This window comes from Streptomyces lienomycini, from assembly GCF_027947595.1.
GTDB lineage: Bacteria > Actinomycetota > Actinomycetes > Streptomycetales > Streptomycetaceae > Streptomyces > Streptomyces lienomycini.
This window is the reverse complement of the sequence record NZ_CP116257.1, coordinates 1365642-1380724: the sequence shown is the minus strand read 5'-3', so window position 1 is coordinate 1380724 and position 15083 is coordinate 1365642. Positions and strand designations below refer to the sequence as shown.

The 15083-nt window shown below is 74.1% G+C and carries 16 protein-coding genes; 14 read left to right on the top strand and 2 right to left on the bottom strand.

Annotation, left to right across the window (positions count from 1 at the left end):
* Nucleotides 1–76: 76 nt before the first annotated feature.
* Nucleotides 77–2245: an FAD-dependent oxidoreductase gene (locus BJ961_RS06560; RefSeq protein ID WP_271320366.1), complete on the bottom strand. Its 2169-nt coding sequence runs from the start codon at nucleotides 2243–2245 to the stop codon at nucleotides 77–79.
* Nucleotides 2246–2559: 314 nt separating this feature from the next.
* On the opposite strand from BJ961_RS06560, the gene BJ961_RS06555 reads away from it, so the two are divergent.
* The 14 genes from BJ961_RS06555 to BJ961_RS06490 all read left to right on the top strand — a co-directional run bounded on the left by BJ961_RS06555 (nucleotide 2560) and on the right by BJ961_RS06490 (nucleotide 13863).
* Nucleotides 2560–3765: a SchA/CurD-like domain-containing protein gene (locus tag BJ961_RS06555; RefSeq protein ID WP_271320365.1), complete on the top strand. Its 1206-nt coding sequence runs from the start codon at nucleotides 2560–2562 to the stop codon at nucleotides 3763–3765.
* Nucleotides 3766–3905: 140 nt separating this feature from the next.
* Nucleotides 3906–4382: a cupin domain-containing protein gene (locus tag BJ961_RS06550; RefSeq protein WP_271320364.1), complete on the top strand. Its 477-nt coding sequence runs from the start codon at nucleotides 3906–3908 to the stop codon at nucleotides 4380–4382.
* On the top strand, nucleotides 4379–5650 hold the full coding sequence (locus tag BJ961_RS06545) for a beta-ketoacyl-[acyl-carrier-protein] synthase family protein (RefSeq protein ID WP_271320363.1): 1272 nt from the start codon (nucleotides 4379–4381) through the stop codon (nucleotides 5648–5650). Before BJ961_RS06550 ends, BJ961_RS06545 begins: the two co-directional genes overlap by 4 nt.
* Nucleotides 5647–6921: a ketosynthase chain-length factor gene (locus tag BJ961_RS06540; RefSeq protein WP_271320362.1), complete on the top strand. Its 1275-nt coding sequence runs from the start codon at nucleotides 5647–5649 to the stop codon at nucleotides 6919–6921. The genes BJ961_RS06545 and BJ961_RS06540 overlap by 4 nt, the downstream gene beginning before the upstream one ends.
* Before the next feature lie 55 nt (nucleotides 6922–6976).
* The gene (locus BJ961_RS06535) at nucleotides 6977–7246 is read left to right on the top strand and encodes an acyl carrier protein (RefSeq protein WP_271320361.1); all 270 of its coding nucleotides are present in this window, start codon (nucleotides 6977–6979) and stop codon (nucleotides 7244–7246) included.
* A gap of 2 nt (nucleotides 7247–7248) precedes the next feature.
* Nucleotides 7249–7728: an SRPBCC family protein gene (locus tag BJ961_RS06530; RefSeq protein WP_271320360.1), complete on the top strand. Its 480-nt coding sequence runs from the start codon at nucleotides 7249–7251 to the stop codon at nucleotides 7726–7728.
* Nucleotides 7729–7801: 73 nt separating this feature from the next.
* Nucleotides 7802–8137, top strand: a complete 336-nt coding sequence (locus BJ961_RS06525; protein WP_271320359.1) for a TcmI family type II polyketide cyclase — start codon at nucleotides 7802–7804, stop codon at nucleotides 8135–8137.
* Between the two features lie 222 nt (nucleotides 8138–8359).
* Nucleotides 8360–9274, top strand: coding sequence for a DUF3152 domain-containing protein (locus BJ961_RS06520; protein WP_271320358.1), 915 nt, complete (start codon nucleotides 8360–8362; stop codon nucleotides 9272–9274).
* 82 nt (nucleotides 9275–9356) lie between these two features.
* Nucleotides 9357–9791: a PPOX class F420-dependent oxidoreductase gene (locus tag BJ961_RS06515; RefSeq protein ID WP_271320357.1), complete on the top strand. Its 435-nt coding sequence runs from the start codon at nucleotides 9357–9359 to the stop codon at nucleotides 9789–9791.
* Nucleotides 9792–9958: 167 nt separating this feature from the next.
* On the top strand, nucleotides 9959–10705 hold the full coding sequence (locus BJ961_RS06510; protein ID WP_271320356.1) for a DUF4142 domain-containing protein: 747 nt from the start codon (nucleotides 9959–9961) through the stop codon (nucleotides 10703–10705).
* A gap of 259 nt (nucleotides 10706–10964) precedes the next feature.
* A complete protein-coding gene (locus BJ961_RS06505) occupies nucleotides 10965–11642 on the top strand; it encodes a hypothetical protein (protein WP_271320355.1) in 678 nt (225 codons plus the stop codon).
* 22 nt (nucleotides 11643–11664) lie between these two features.
* The gene (locus tag BJ961_RS06500; RefSeq protein ID WP_271320354.1) at nucleotides 11665–12309 is read left to right on the top strand and encodes a TetR/AcrR family transcriptional regulator; all 645 of its coding nucleotides are present in this window, start codon (nucleotides 11665–11667) and stop codon (nucleotides 12307–12309) included.
* 53 nt (nucleotides 12310–12362) lie between these two features.
* Nucleotides 12363–13082, top strand: a complete 720-nt coding sequence (locus tag BJ961_RS06495; RefSeq protein ID WP_271320353.1) for an ABC transporter ATP-binding protein — start codon at nucleotides 12363–12365, stop codon at nucleotides 13080–13082.
* On the top strand, nucleotides 13069–13863 hold the full coding sequence (locus BJ961_RS06490; protein WP_271320352.1) for a hypothetical protein: 795 nt from the start codon (nucleotides 13069–13071) through the stop codon (nucleotides 13861–13863). The genes BJ961_RS06495 and BJ961_RS06490 overlap by 14 nt, the downstream gene beginning before the upstream one ends.
* Nucleotides 13864–13904: 41 nt before the next feature.
* Here BJ961_RS06490 and ku read toward each other — a convergent pair whose 3' ends face one another.
* On the bottom strand, nucleotides 13905–15032 hold the full coding sequence (gene ku / locus BJ961_RS06485) for a non-homologous end joining protein Ku (protein WP_381157544.1): 1128 nt from the start codon (nucleotides 15030–15032) through the stop codon (nucleotides 13905–13907).
* Between the last annotated feature and the right edge of the window lie 51 nt (nucleotides 15033–15083).

Below are 15083 nucleotides of genomic sequence, written 5' to 3'. Positions count from 1 at the left end.
GGGACCACTCCCCGCTTGGCTGCCCGGTCGGACGCTAGCAGGGAACCGGGGAGTGGTCCACGTTTGGGGTGGCGTCTCAGGTGCGGGCCAGTACCGTCCCCACCACCTGGCGCAGCATCGCCTCCGGGTCGGGGGCGGGGCCCGGGGAGCGCCAGGCCACGAAGCCGTCGGGGCGGACCAGGACGGCGCCGCCGCGGGTCACTCCGTGGGCGCGCGCCCAGTCGGTCTCCTCGTCGTCCGGGATCAGGTCGGCCCCGGCGGTTCCGCCCACGCGGTACGACGTCAGCGGGACCCGCATCGCGGCCGCCACGCCGGTCGCCGCCTCGTGCCAGCCGGTGGGCTGGGCCGCGTCGCTGAGCAGGACGAGGGAGTCCTCGTAGAGGTCGAGGGTGGACAGGCGCTCCTCGCCCCGGCGGACCCAGAGGTGGGGGGCCCTGCTGCCGGGGGCGCCGGTGAGGTCGAGGCCCTCCGGGACCACCGGGGTCGCCGGGTCGGCGCCGACCACCGCGCCCTGGGGGTAGCGGTAGCCGAGGGCGACGTTGAGGATGCCGCGCTGCGGGCCGCCGGCGGGGCCACCCGCGCCGGGCGCGGCACCACGGCCGCCGCCGGGAACGCCACCCGGCGCACCGCCCGGAGCTCCACCCGGAGTGCCCGGGCCGCCGGGACCGCCCGGACCGCCCGGCGTACCAGCCTGGCCGCCCTGACCGCTCTGGGCGCCCGGGCCACCGGGGCCACCTGGCGCACCCCCCGGGCCGCCGAGTCTGCCCTGACTGCCCTGACGGCCGGGGCCGCCGGACCCACCGGGCCCACCCTGACCGCCGGACCCACCGGACCCACCGGGCTCGCCCTGACCGCCGGACCCACCGGACCCACCGGGCTCGCCCTGACCGCCGGACCCACCGGACCCACCGGGCTCGCCCTGACCGCCGGACCCACCGGGCCCACCGGCCCCGCCACCGGCCACCCCGGGCCTCCCACCCCCGCCGGAACCCGCACCGGAACCCGCACCGGGGCCCGCACCGGAACCCGCCCCAGGCCCCTCACCGGGGCCCACTCCCCCCATGCCCGGCGGCGGTGCGAACCCCGGGTGGCTGTGTTCGACCGAGCGGTGGGCCGCGCGGGCGCTGGTAGCCTCGGCGACCGGGCGGCGTTCGGCGTCGTAGGTGTCCAGGAGGGCCTCGCCCGCCCAGCCCTCCAGGACCGCGGCCAGCTTCCAGGCGAGGTTGTGGGCGTCCTGGATGCCGGTGTTGGAGCCGAAGGCGCCGGTGGGGGACATCTCGTGGGCCGAGTCGCCGGCGAGCAGGACGCGGCCGGAGCGGTAGCTGCGGGCGACGCGCTGGGCGGCGTGCCAGGGGGCCTTGCCGGTGATCTCGACGTCGAGGTCGGGGTCGCCGACGGCGCGGCGGATGTGGGCGGCGCAGCGTTCGTCGGTGAAGTCCTCGACGGTTTCGCCCTGTTCGGGGTGCCAGGGGGCGTGGAAGACCCAGTTCTCGTGGTTGTCGACGGGCAGGAGGGCGCCGTCCGCGTCCTCGTCCGTCAGGTAGCAGACGATGAAGCGGCGGTCGCCCACCACGTCGGCGAGGCGGCGGGAGCGGAAGGTGATGCTGACGTTGTGGAAGAGGTCGCCGGGACCGCTCTGGCCGATGCCGAGCTGTTCGCGGACGGGGCTGCGGGGGCCGTCGGCGGCGACCAGGTAGTCCGCGCGGATGGTGGTGTGTTCGCCGGTCTCCCGGCTCTTCACGACCGCCGTGACGCCGTCGGCGTCGGCCTCGAAGGAGAGCAGTTCGGTGCCGAAGCGGAGGTCGCCGCCGAGGTTCACGGCGTGGGTGAGGAGTTCGGGCTCCAGGTCGTTCTGGCTGCACAGGCACCAGGAGCTGGGGCTGAAGCGGGCCAGTCCGTTGCCGGGGTCGATCTGCTTGAACAGCCACTCCCCCGCGTCGCCGACCAGGGTGGGCGTCTGCAGGATGCCGTGGTTGTCGGCCAGGGTGGCGGCGGCCCGGCGGATGTCCGGCTCGGTGCCGGCCACCCGGAAGATCTCCATCGTGCGGACGTTGTTGCCGCGCCCGCGGGGGTGGATGGAGGTGCCGGCGTGGCGTTCCACCAGGGTGTGCCGGACTCCCAGCCGTCCCAGGAACACCGAGGTCGACAGGCCCACCAGGGACCCGCCGACGACGAGGACCGGGACGCGGTGGGTCCGGTCGCCCCCAGGGGCGGCACCGCCGGACCGGTCGGCTCTTTCGTTCATGGTTGCTCGTCCTCCGTTGCGACAGACGTGGTGACGGACATGAGGGACACGTGACATGAGGGACACGTGACGTGAGGGGGCACGTGACGTAAGGGGCACGACAGGTGTGCGCCGGGGCCTTCATGCATGCCCCGTGAGGACCGGAGAGGCCCGCGGCGGCGCAGGCTTCACCCGCTTAACCCTCCTGGTTCGCGGACCCCGCGGGCACGGCCCACGATCGTGCTTACGCGACCGTCGTACCCCGCCCGCCTGGCGCGCGCCGCGACGATCGCCCCCAGTCCACGAGGTGAGTTCCCGGAGAAGAGGTGGGCCGGATGACGGTCTCTCCCGTCGTAGCGACGGATGCCCCGACCACGGACGCGACGGATGCCACGGCGACGTCGGGCACGGCCGGGTCCGCGGCCGTGGCGGCGGAAGCGGGCGGCGGCGTGTCGATATCCGCGTTCGACGGTTCCCGCGTGCGGGTGGTCCTGATGCTGGACATCCACGACGGAATGCAGCAGGAGTTCCTGGACGCCTACGAGCGCATCCGCGACCGGGTCTCCGCCGTGCCGGGACACGTCAGCGACCAGCTGTGCCAGTCCCTGGAGAATCCGACCCAGTGGCTGCTGACCAGCGAGTGGGAGAGCGCCGCGCCCTTCCTGGCGTGGGTCAACAGCGACGAGCACCTGGACACCGTCGAGCCGCTCCAGGACTGCGTCCGCGACACCCACTCGCTGCGCTACAGCGTGCTGCGCGAGACCGACGGCGGGCGGCCCGCGCCGGGTGAGCCGCGCTCCGCGCCCCGCGTCGGGGGCAACGTCGTACGGCACGCGCTGACCTTCACCGTACGGCCCGGCAGTGAGGCCGAGGCCGCCCGGCTGCTGTCCGAGTACGTGTCGCCCGACGCCCACGTGGACGGTTCCACGCGGCTGCTGCGCACGTCGCTGTTCATGCACGGCAACCGGATCGTGCGCGCCGTGGAGGTGCGGGGCGACCTGCAGACCGCGCTGCGCCACGTGGCCCGGCAGCCGGGGGTGCGGGCCGTCGAGGAGGCCCTCGATCCGCATCTGGAGCAGGACCGGGACCTCGGCGACCCGCAGTCCGCCCGGCGGTTCTTCACCCGGGCCGCCATGCCGGCCGTGCACCACGCGACGTCCCGCGACCGGGCCGGCGCGCGCAGGCAGCGGCTCGCGCTGCTCTACCCGGTGCGCACCGGTGCCGGTCCGGAACTGGCCCGGCTGCTGGCCCGCCAGGACGCGTCCACCGCGCAGGACCCGGACGGCCCCGTCCTCGCCGCGACCGTCTTCCACCGCGACGACCTCGTCGTGCGGCTCGTCGACGTGGACGGCGACCCCGAGGACGCGCCCGCCGCCGTCCTGGGCCTGCACGGCCCGGAGGGTGCCGCGGGGGTCGAACGGCTGCTGGACACCGCGGCGGCCGGGGTCGACGGGCCGCCCGCCGAGAGCCGGACGCTGTCCCGGCTGCTCTCCCGGATCCGTATGACGCCGCTCACCGACCGGCGTTCGGCCGGCTCCTGAACCTCTCTCCGGCCGCGGGGCAGGCCGGGCCCGACGGCGTGCCCGCCGGCCCGCGCGACCCCTCTCCCCCTTCCTTCCTCCCCTCCTGTCCTCCCCCTCCCCTCCCCTCCCCTCCCTCCCGTCACCCCGGAGTGAACGACATGACAGACCAGCAGGTACGCATCGTCTCCCTCGGCGACATCGCGCCGAACCGCCGTCGCGGCGGAGACCTCCGCGCCCTTCTCACGCCCACCACCGCCGGGTCGACCAGCGGCTTCATGGGCGTGGCCATCGTGCAGCCCGGCGACCGCATCGCCGAGCACTACCACCCGTACTCCGAGGAGTTCGTGTACGTCACGGAGGGCGCCCTGGAGGTGGACCTGGACGGGGTGCCGCACTCGCTCGCCACCGGGCAGGGGCTGCTGATCCCGCAGGACATGCGCCACCGCTTCCGCAACGCGGGGGACGTCGAGGCGCGGCTCGTCTTCCACCTGGGGCCGCTGGCCCCGCGGCCGGAGCTGGGCCACGTCGACACGGAGGACGCCGAGGGCAACGCGCTCCCCTGCGACGGGGCGCACGCGCACGCGGGTGGCGCCGGGCACGAGCGGCCCGCCCCCGCGGCGGAGGTGGTGTCATGACCCGGCGCCGGGTCGCCGTCACGGGCATAGGCGTCGTCGCCCCGGGCGGGATCGGTGTGCCCCAGTTCTGGGGGCTGCTGTCCGAAGGCCGTACGGCGACGCGCCGCATCTCCCTGTTCGACCCGTCCGGGCTGCGCTCGCAGATCGCCGCCGAGTGCGACTTCGAGCCGTCCGACCACGGGCTCGGCCTCGCCACGGCCCAGCGGTGCGACCGGTACGTGCAGTTCGCGCTGGTGGCCGCCTCGGAGGCGGTCCGGGACGCGAACCTCGACATGAGCCGTGAGGACCCCTGGCGGGCCGGTGCCACCCTGGGCACGGCGGTCGGCGGCACCACCCGGCTCGAACACGACTACGTCCTGGTCAGCGAGCGCGGCTCGCGCTGGGACGTCGACGACCGGCGGGCCGAGCCGCACCTGGAGCGGGCGTTCACCCCCGCCACGCTGTCCTCCGCGGTCGCCGAGGAGTTCGGGGTGCGCGGCCCGGTGCAGACCGTCTCCACCGGGTGCACGTCCGGTCTGGACGCGGTCGGGTACGCCTACCACGCGGTCGCCGAGGGGCGGGTCGACGTGTGCCTGGCGGGCGCGGCGGACTCGCCGATATCGCCGATCACCATGGCCTGCTTCGACGCCATCAAGGCGACGTCGCCGAACAACGACGACCCGGCGCACGCCTCCCGGCCCTTCGACGCCGACCGCAACGGCTTCGTGATGGGCGAGGGCGCGGCGGTGCTCGTCCTGGAGGACCTGGAGCACGCGCGGGCCCGGGGCGCGGACGTGTACTGCGAGATCTCCGGGTACGCCACGTTCGGCAACGCGTACCACATGACCGGGCTCACCAAGGAGGGCCTGGAGATGGCGCGGGCCATCGACACGGCGCTGGACATGGCGGAACTCGACGGTTCCGCCATCGACTACGTCAACGCGCACGGTTCCGGAACCCAGCAGAACGACCGGCACGAGACCGCGGCCGTCAAGCGCTCGCTGGGCGCTCACGCCTACGCGACGCCGATGAGCAGCATCAAGTCGATGGTGGGCCACTCGCTCGGTGCGATCGGCTCCATAGAACTGGCCGCGTGCGTCCTGGCGATGTCCCACCAGGTGGTGCCGCCCACGGCCAACTACACGACCCCCGACCCGGAGTGCGACCTGGACTACGTGCCGCGCGAGGCACGGGAGCGGACCCTGCGGCACGTGCTGTCGGTGGGCAGCGGCTTCGGCGGCTTCCAGTCCGCGGTCGTACTGAGCGGCAGTGAAGGAGGGCTGCGATGAGCGGACCACAACGGAGCGGTACCGGCGGCGGGAACCGGCGGGCGGTCGTCACCGGGCTGGGCGTGGTGTCCCCGCACGGCATCGGCGTCGAGGCGCACTGGAAGGCGGTCGCCGACGGTGCCAGCAGCCTCGGGCCCGTCACCCGGGAGGGCTGCGAGGACCTGCCGCTGCGGGTGGCGGGCGAGGTGCGCGGGTTCGACGCGGCCGAGACGGTCGAGGACCGCTTCCTCGTCCAGACCGACCGGTTCACGCACTTCGCGCTGGCCGCCACCCAGCACGCGCTGACCGACGCCCGGTTCGGCCGGGCCGACGTCGACTCGCCGTACTCGGTGGGCGTGGTCACGGCGGCCGGTTCGGGCGGTGGCGAGTTCGGGCAGCGGGAGCTGCAGAACCTGTGGGGCCACGGCTCGCGCCATGTCGGCCCGTACCAGTCGATCGCCTGGTTCTACGCGGCCAGCACCGGCCAGGTGTCCATCCGCAACGACTTCAAGGGCCCCTGCGGGGTCGTGGCCGCCGACGAGGCGGGCGGCCTGGACGCCCTGGCGCACGCGGCGCTGGCCGTGCGGGGCGGCACCGACACGGTGGTCTGCGGTGCGACGGAGGCGCCGCTGGCCCCGTACTCCATCGTCTGCCAGCTGGGCTACCCCGAGCTGAGCCGGGCCGCCGAACCCGACCGCGCCTACCGCCCGTTCACCGACGCGGCCTGCGGGTTCGCGCCGGCCGAGGGCGGTGCCGTGCTCCTCGTGGAGGAGGAGACGGCGGCCCGGGAGCGCGGTGCGGACGTGCGGGCGACGGTGGCGGGACACGCGGCGACCTTCACCGGTCCCGGCCGCTGGGAGCTGTCCCGGGAGGGGCTGGCCCGTGCGATCGGGGGCGCCCTGGCCGAGGCGGGCTGCCGGCCCGAGGAGGTCGACGTCGTCTTCGCGGACGCCCTCGGTGTCCCGGAGGCCGACCGGGCGGAGGCCCTGGCGCTGGCCGACGCGCTGGGTCCGCACGCGGCGCGGGTGCCGGTCACCGCGCCCAAGACCGGCACCGGGCGGGCGTACTGCGCGGCTCCGGTGCTGGACGTGGCGACGGCGGTGCTCGCGATGGAGCACGGGCTGATCCCGCCGACCCCGCACGTGGTCGACGTGTGCCACGACCTGGACGTGGTGACCGGCCGGGCCCGCCCCGGCGAACCGCGCACGGCCCTGATCCTCGGCCGCGGACTCATGGGATCCAACTCGGCGCTCGTCCTGCGAAGGGGCGCCGGGCCGTCCGCGGAGCGATGACCGAAGGCCACGGATCACACCCGTGACCGACCAACCCCGAGTCAAGGAGGACACCATGACCGACCAAGTGGACTACCAGGTGACCGTCGAGGAGCTGGCGACGCTGATGAAGCGCACCGCCGGCGTGCACGTCGACCCGGTCACCCTGCGGCAGCAGGCCGACGACGGTTTCGACACCTTCGGCCTGGACTCCCTCGGCCTGCTGGGCATCGTGGCCGAGCTGGAGAAGCGGTACGGCCTCGGTCTGCCCGAGCAGGCCGAGCGCTGCAAGACGCCCGCCGATTTCCTCGCGCTGATCAACGGCGCCCTGAAGACGGGAGTGTGAACATGGCAGGGCACACCGACAACGAGATCACCATCGCCGCCCCGATGGAGCTGGTCTGGAACATGACCAACGACATCGAGAACTGGCCCCGGCTGTTCAGCGAGTACGCCTCCGTGGAGGTGCTCGACCGCGACGAGGACCGTGTCACGTTCCGGCTCACCATGCACCCGGACGCCGACGGCAAGGTGTGGAGCTGGGTCTCCGAGCGCGTCGCCGACCCCGTCACGCGCACGGTCCGCGCCCAGCGGGTGGAGACCGGTCCCTTCCAGTACATGAACATCGTCTGGGAGTACTCGGAGACCGCCGAGGGCACCGAGATGCGCTGGACGCAGGACTTCGCGATGAAGCCGGACGCGCCCGTGGACGACGCCTGGATGACGGACAACATCAACCGCAACTCCCGTACGCAGATGGCGCTGATCCGGGACCGGATCGAGCAGGCGGCGGGCGAGCGGCGGACCGCGTCGGTGCTCGCCGACTGACACCGGCGGACCGACACCGGCGGACCGCCACCGGCCGACCGGCACCGACGACACCCGCGGAAGGCAGCACCCCATGCACCACACACTGATCGTCGCCCGGATGGCACCCGGTGCGGCACCGGACATCGCGAAGGTGTTCGCGGAGTCCGACGGCGGCGAACTGCCGCACCTGGTGGGCGTCAACCGGCGCAGCCTCTTCGAGTTCGGTGACGGCGTGTACCTGCACCTCATCGAGAGTGACGAGGACCCGGCCCCCACCATCGGCAGGCTGACCGGGCACCCGGAGTTCCGTCAGGTCAGCGAGCGGCTGGAGCCGTACGTCTCGGCGTACGACCCGGCGACCTGGCGCGGTCCGAAGGACGCGATGGCGCGCTGCTTCTACCGCTGGGAGCGCACGGCCGTCGGCTGACGGCCCTTCTCCCCGCGACGCGTGGGGGCCCGCCCGCTGTCGGGGCGGGCCCTCGCGCACGTACGCCCGAGCCGGGTGGTTCGCGGACCCTTCGGGGCGGCAAAAGGTTGCGCGAAGCGGTCGAACAGGGCTGTGAGAAGGCCCACGCGGTGTCCTGTGACGTTTTCGTACATCTGTCCGCTTGGATCTTGGAGGTACACACCAGAAGAGAGGACGCACGTCGTGGGCCGATCCACCGCCCGCCGGAGCACCCGAAGAACCAGGCCGGAGGGCGCCGGGCGCGGGTCCCGCGGTCGCGGTCGCAGACGCGCGCGCCGCAGCGGGCCCGCCCGCGCGCTTCCGGCCCTCGTCGCGCTGGGGGCCGTGCTGCTCACCGCGGGCGCCGCCGTCGCGTACTGGCGGGACGGCCGTTCCGCGGTGACGGACGACCAGGTGGCCGATGTCACCGACGCGCTGGCCGCGACGCCGTCGGGGGCGGCCTCCTCCGCGCCGCCCTCGCCCTCGCCGAGCCCTTCCGGGTCGCCGTCCGTGAAGGTCTCCGCCTCCGCGTCGCCCTCCACCATCGCCATCCCGGCGACCGGGCCCGGCACCTTCGTCACCGCCCAGGCCGACGGCACCACCGTGGGCACCGGCAGCCGTGTGCGCCGCTACAAGGTCCTGGTCGAGAAGGGCGTCGACGTCCGGCCGAGCGCCGCCGCCGACGAGATAGCCGACGTGCTCGCCGACGACCGCGGCTGGACCCAGGACGGGACCAACTCCTTCCGGCTGGTCAGCAGCGGTTCCTACGACTTCGTGGTGAAGATCGCCACGCCGGGCACCGTCGACCGGATCTGCGGCGCCGCGGGCCTGGACACCGGGGGCGAGGTCAACTGCAGCGTCGGCACCGACGTGGTGGTGAACCTGAAGCGCTGGGTCCTGGGTTCCCCGGAGTTCGACGGCCCGATCCACGAGTACCGGGCGCTGATCGTCAACCACGAGGTCGGCCACCGCATCGGCCACGGCCACGAGACGTGTCCCGGTGCGGGGCAGCCCGCGCCGGCGATGATGCAGCAGATCAAGGGCCTCAAGGGCTGTGTCGCCAACGCCTGGCCGTACGACGAGGACGGCGACTACCTGGGCGGGCCCTCGGTGCCCTGAGCCGCCACCTCCCGCGTCCCCGCGGCGCGTTCGGCGGACGGTTCGCGGGACAGGTCCCGGGGCGCGGGGTGATGATCGGATCATGACCACCACACCGCGCTTCGACCCGCACGCCCTGCTGGCCGCCGGCCGGCTCGGCGTCCTCGCGACGATCAAGTCGGACGGCCGTCCGCAGCTCTCGCCCGTGATGCCCGCCTACGACCGGGAGGCCGGCGTCGTCCGGATCTCGACCCGCGAGGGGCTGGCCAAGACGGCGAACCTGCGCCGGGACCCGCGGGCCGCGCTGGAGGTGACCGCCCCGGACGGCAGGTCCTGGGCCACCGCCGAGGGGGTCGCCACCCTCACCGGGCCGGGCACCGATCCGCACGGTCCGGAGGTCGAGGCCCTGGTGGAGTACTACCGGGCCGTCGCCGGTGAGCACCCGGACTGGGACGAGTACCGGTCGACGATGGTGGCCGACCGCCGGGTGCTGCTCACTCTCGCGGTCGAGCGCGTGTACGGCGCCGACATCGGCTGAGCCCGGCTTGGCGGCGGGCACCCTCACCCCGGCCTCCGGCGGGCGCCGCGGGTTTTGTGCCGGGCGGTGATAGATCCGCCCGCCGTTTCCGTACCTCCTGGCGTACCGGTACGCGCACGAGCACGTGTGCGCGTCCCCCGCGTTCCCCGCGTCGCCCTGGAGGCACCATGCGCCTGTCCCGCAGCAGGATCGGAGTCGTCGTCCTGTTCGGCGCGATGACCCTGACCCTGACCGCGTTGGCCTTCCCGGCCGTGCTCGGTCTGGACAAGACCGACGGCAACCAGAACCGGGTGGTGGCCAGTACGAAGTTCGGGCCGCTCACCGAGGCCGACCGCGACTTCGTGGTCAAGGTCCGCGCCGCCGGGCTGTGGGAGTACCCGCTGGGCGAGATGGTGATGAGGCGCGGTACGACGAAGGCCATGAAGACGGCCGGTGAGCACCTGGTCGTCGGGCACGCCGGTCTTGACGCGATGTGCCGCGAGATCTCACCCGAGTTGGGCATCACGCTGCCCAACCGGGCGTCCCCGCAGCAGGAGGGCTTCGTGGCGTCGGTGGACGCCAGGACCGGCGGGGACTTCGACTCGGCGGCGGTCAACATCATGCGGGTGACCCACGGCCAGATCTTCCCGGCCATCGCCAGGATCCGGGCCTCCACCAAGAACACCCTCGTGCGGCAGTTGGCCGACCTGGCCAACGACACGGTCCTGGACCACATCACGGTGCTGGAGAGGACCGGGCTGGTGCGGTACGACGAGGTCACGTTCAGGCAGACCGGCCCCGCGAAGCTGCCCCGGGAGAAGGTCACCCCGCCCCCGCCGCAGCCGGGAGAGCGGGTGCTGGTGCTCAGGCCGCGTCCGGACCTGGACGTGAACACCGCCTCGCCGACGCCCACTCCGTCCCCGGTGGCCCCCTGAGCGTCCGCGCCGGGGACCATCACGACCCCGTCACGACTCGTCGCACCGGGAACGGGCCGGCGGTTCCCCGCGTTCTTCGAGTCGGCGGCCGACGGAGTCCGCCGGGCCATGACCATCCGGCACCGGACCGGTGACGTGCGGGCCCAGGAGCGACACCGGTACGGTGCTGCGGCACAGGACGGCGCACAGCGGCCGTCGGCGGGCTCCCGCCCCTCCCGCCCGCGCCCGTACGGGGCCGTACGAAAGAAGGGGCGGGACCATGACCGCTTCCGGACCGGGCGGCGGCGCCGCGCCGGACGAGCCGGACGGTACGCCGTCCGTGCCCGAGTACGTCTGGCGGCTGTTCCTGGAGGACGACGAGCGCGCCATCCGCGCCTCCGCCCCCAGGGAGCCCGCCGCCCGGGACCGGATCCCGGGCCGGCCACCGGAACCGCCGTCCGCCGTCGCGCCGCCGCCGGCCGACGCGGACCGGGCCGGTCCGCCGCGGGCCCGCACCGGCCGGCCCGGCCGCCCGGGCCACCCGGGCCGTCCCGGTCTCGCTTCCGACACGGTCGGCGAGGCGTGGCGGCCGGAGGATCCGGGCGCCGGTCCGTCCTGGCGGGAGCTGGACGGCCGGGCCCGGCTGCGGCGGATCGGCCGGGTGGTCGGCACGGCCGCCGCGGTCGCCCTCGCCCTGACCGCGTGGTCGCAGCTGTCCACCGACCCGGTCGCTCCGGACGGCGGGCCGGCCGAAACGATCGGGCAGCGCCTGGAGGAGAGCCCCGCCCTGCCGCCGCCGGCCTCGCCCGCGCCGACGCAGTCCGCCGCAGCGAGCACCGCGGTCTTCGAACCCGCTCCGTCCGCGATACCGCGGGCGTCCGTCTCTCCCCGGACGGCCGGCTCTCCCGGGACGGGTGACTCACCGTGGACGGCCGACGCCCCCTGGACATTCGACTGAACACCTGTTTAACATGCTGTACATGCGTTCAATCCCGGAGGATCGGACGACCCGGGCCCTCATCCGCGACGAGGCGCTCGGTCTGTTCGCGGCCCACGGCCCGGACTCGGTGACCGTGCGGCGGATCGCGGCGGCGGCCGGTGTCTCGCCCGGCCTCGTGGTGCACCACTTCGGTTCGAAGGACGGGCTGCGCCAGGAGGTCGACCAGTACGTCGTGGCCGTCTTCGAGGCCATGCTCGGCGAACTGACCGGCGAGGGGAGCGCGGAGGCGTTCGACTCCGACGCCTCGGCGGCGTCCCTGAGCGCGGCGTTCACCCGCCACCTCCCGGCCGGCTCCCCCCTGCCCGGCTACCTGCGCCGCCTGCTGCTGAGCGACACGGACGCCGGACGGCTGCTGTTCCGCCGCCTGTACGAGGTGAGCCGCACCGCCCTGGACGGACTGTCGGCGGCCGGTCTCGCCGCACCGGGCCGGGACCCCGAGGCCCGCGCCGCCGTACTGCTCGCCAACGACCTGGCCGTGTTCCTGCTGCGCGACCGCATCGGCGAGGTCCTGGGCACCGACCCCCTGTCGGCCGACGGCATGGCCCGCTGGGCCCCCGAGGTGCTCGGCATCTACACGGGCGGGCTGAACGCACCGCCTCCCCCGGAGGCACCCGCCGGGACGTGAGGGACCCGGACGTCAGGACTGCCGGAAGCACAGGAAGGCCCAGGTGACCGCACATGCCGACCGACCCCGCACCCGTACCGTCCGACCCACCCGTACGCCCCGCGCCACCCGCACCCGACCCGCCCGGGGCCTCCCCCGCTCCCGTGCTCCGCGCCCGCGGCCTGCACAAGGCGTACGGCCGCCACCGCGTCCTGCGCGGCGCCGACCTCACCGTCGCCCCCGGGCACCTGGTCGCCGTCGTCGGTGAGAACGGCGCCGGCAAGTCCACCCTGCTCAAGGCGCTGGCCGGCACCCTGGCCCTCGACCGCGGCGAGGTCTCCCTGGCCGGGACGCTCGGCTACTGCCCGCAGGACCCGGTGCTGAGCGGGAGCCTGACCGTCGAGCAGCACCTGCGCTACTTCGCCGCGGCGCACCGCCTGCCGGGCCCCGGACGGGGCCGGGAACTGGTCCGCGCCCTGGGCTACGAACGCTACGAGCGCACCCCCGCCGGCGAGCTGTCCGGCGGAACCCGGCAGAAGCTCAACCTCACCCTCGCCCTGCTGCACGACCCCGACGTGCTGCTCCTCGACGAGCCGTACCAGGGCTTCGACTGGGAGACCTACCTGCGCTTCTGGGATCTGGTCGAGGAGCTGCGCACCCGCGGCAAGGCCGTCGTGGTCATCACCCATCTCGTCTTCGAGCAGGACCGTTTCGACCTGCTGGCCGACCTGGCCGACGGCCGCCTCACCGCACGCGCGGCGGCCGGGAGGGAGCACCGCCGTGTCGACGCCTAGCCCGGCCGCCCGTCCGGGGCCGCTGTACGGGCAGTTCCCCACCGCGCTGCGCTTCTCGGTGCGCGACCAGACCCGCAACCGGCTGGCCGGGCTGCTCCTCGTGCTGTTCGTGCCCGTCTGGTATCTGGTGATGAACGCGATGGCGGGCGGGGAGCCCCTGGACTTCCGGCTGTACGCCACCGGCGAGGCGCTGCACGTCGACGCCGGACACCTCACCCTGATCACGGCGGGCCTCAACTGCGTGACGATGATCGCCGGGTTCGTCGTCTTCGACGCGGTGCGCAGGTCGCTCGCCTTCGACCGGCGGCTGGTCTTCGCCGGGTACCGGCAGTCCACCCTCGTCGGCGCCAAGGCCCTCGCGGTCGCCGCGGTCGCCACCGGCATCGCCCTCTACACCGCGCTCGCGGTGCTGCTCTTCTGGCGGCCGGCCGCGGGTGCCTGGTTCGGCGTGCTGGCCGGGTTCGCCGTCGTCGCGCTCGCCTACGGCGCCCTCGGACTGCTCCTCGGGGTGCTGGTGAAGCGGGATCTGGAGGGGTTCTTCCTGATCATCATGGGCGGGCTGATGGACACGTTCCTGCAGAACCCGCTGGGCAACCCGCTCGCCAACGAGCCGGTCCTGCAGTGGTTCCCCTCCTTCGGCCCCATGCAGTTCGCGGCCGGCGGCGCGTTCGGGGAGAGGGCGCTGTGGGGGCACCTCGCGCTGGGGCTGGCCTGGGCGGCCGGGTTCGGCGCGGTGGGGCTGGTCGTCTTCAGGTACCGGACGCGCGACCGCTCCCGCTGACCGGAGCGGTCGCGCCCACCGGGCACGGGCCGGGGCGACCGTCAGGCACTGCGCCTGCGGGAGGCCGTCTTCTTGGCGGTGCCCTTGTCCGCGCTCCCGGCGGTCGCCTTGGCCGCGCTCCGGCCCGCGGCCTTCCTGGCGGTGGCGGCCGCGCCCCTGGCCGCCGTCTTCTTCGCGGGCGCGGCGGACTTCACGGACTTCGCTGACTTCGCGGACTTCGCTGACTTCGCCGTCGACTTCTTCGGCTCCGCCCTCCCCGCCGCCGTCTTCTTCGCGGCCGTCGACGTCGACTTCTTGCCGCCGGTCTCCTTGGGGGTCCGCCGGGAGGTGGTCCCGCGTCGCGGCAGGGAGCGGACCTCGGCCTCCTCGGCCGGTCCCGGCCCCTCGTCGTCGTCCCGGGACTCCCGCGCCGCCCGCACGCTGCTCTCCAGGGCCGCCATCAGGTCCAGCACCTTCCCGGGCGCCGCCTCCCGGCGGGCCTCGGGGGGCGTCTCGCCGGACGCCTTGGCGGCGACGACCTCCTCGACGGCCTCCCGGTACTCGTCGTGCAGGTCCTCGAGGTCGATCTCGCCGAGCGTGTCCATGAGGGCGTCCGCGAGGTCCAGTTCCTGGTCGCGCACGGTGACACCGGCGTCCGGGGCGACCCCCTCGGGGGTGCGCACCTCGTCCGGCCACAGCAGCCCGTGCATCGCGATGGCGTCGCCGACGACCCGGAGCATGCCGAGGCGTTCCCGGCCGCGCAGCGCGTACTTGGCGATGGCGACCCGGTTGCTGCGCTTGAGCGCCTCGCGCAGCAGGGTGTACGGCTTGGCGGCGGGGGCGCCGCTCACCGCGAGGTAGTAGGCCGAGCCCATCTGGAGCGGGTCGATGCGCTCCTCGGGCACGAAGGCCACGATCTCGATCGTGCGGGCCGTGGGGATCGGCAGCTGGGACAGGTCCTCGTCGGTGATCGGGATCATCGAGCCGTCGGCGTCCTCGTAGGCCTTGCCGATCTCGGCCTGGGAGACCTCGCGGTCCTCCAGCTCGCACACCTTGCGGTAGCGGATCCGGCCGCCGTCCTCGGTGTGGATCTGGCGGAAGGAGACCGAGTGGTTCTCGGTCGCGTTCACCAGCTTGATCGGGATGCTGACCAGACCGAAGGAGATGGCGCCGTTCCAGATGGATCGCACGTGCAGCACCCTTCCTGTCGGGCGGTTTGTACGTATTTCGTGAGATTCTCA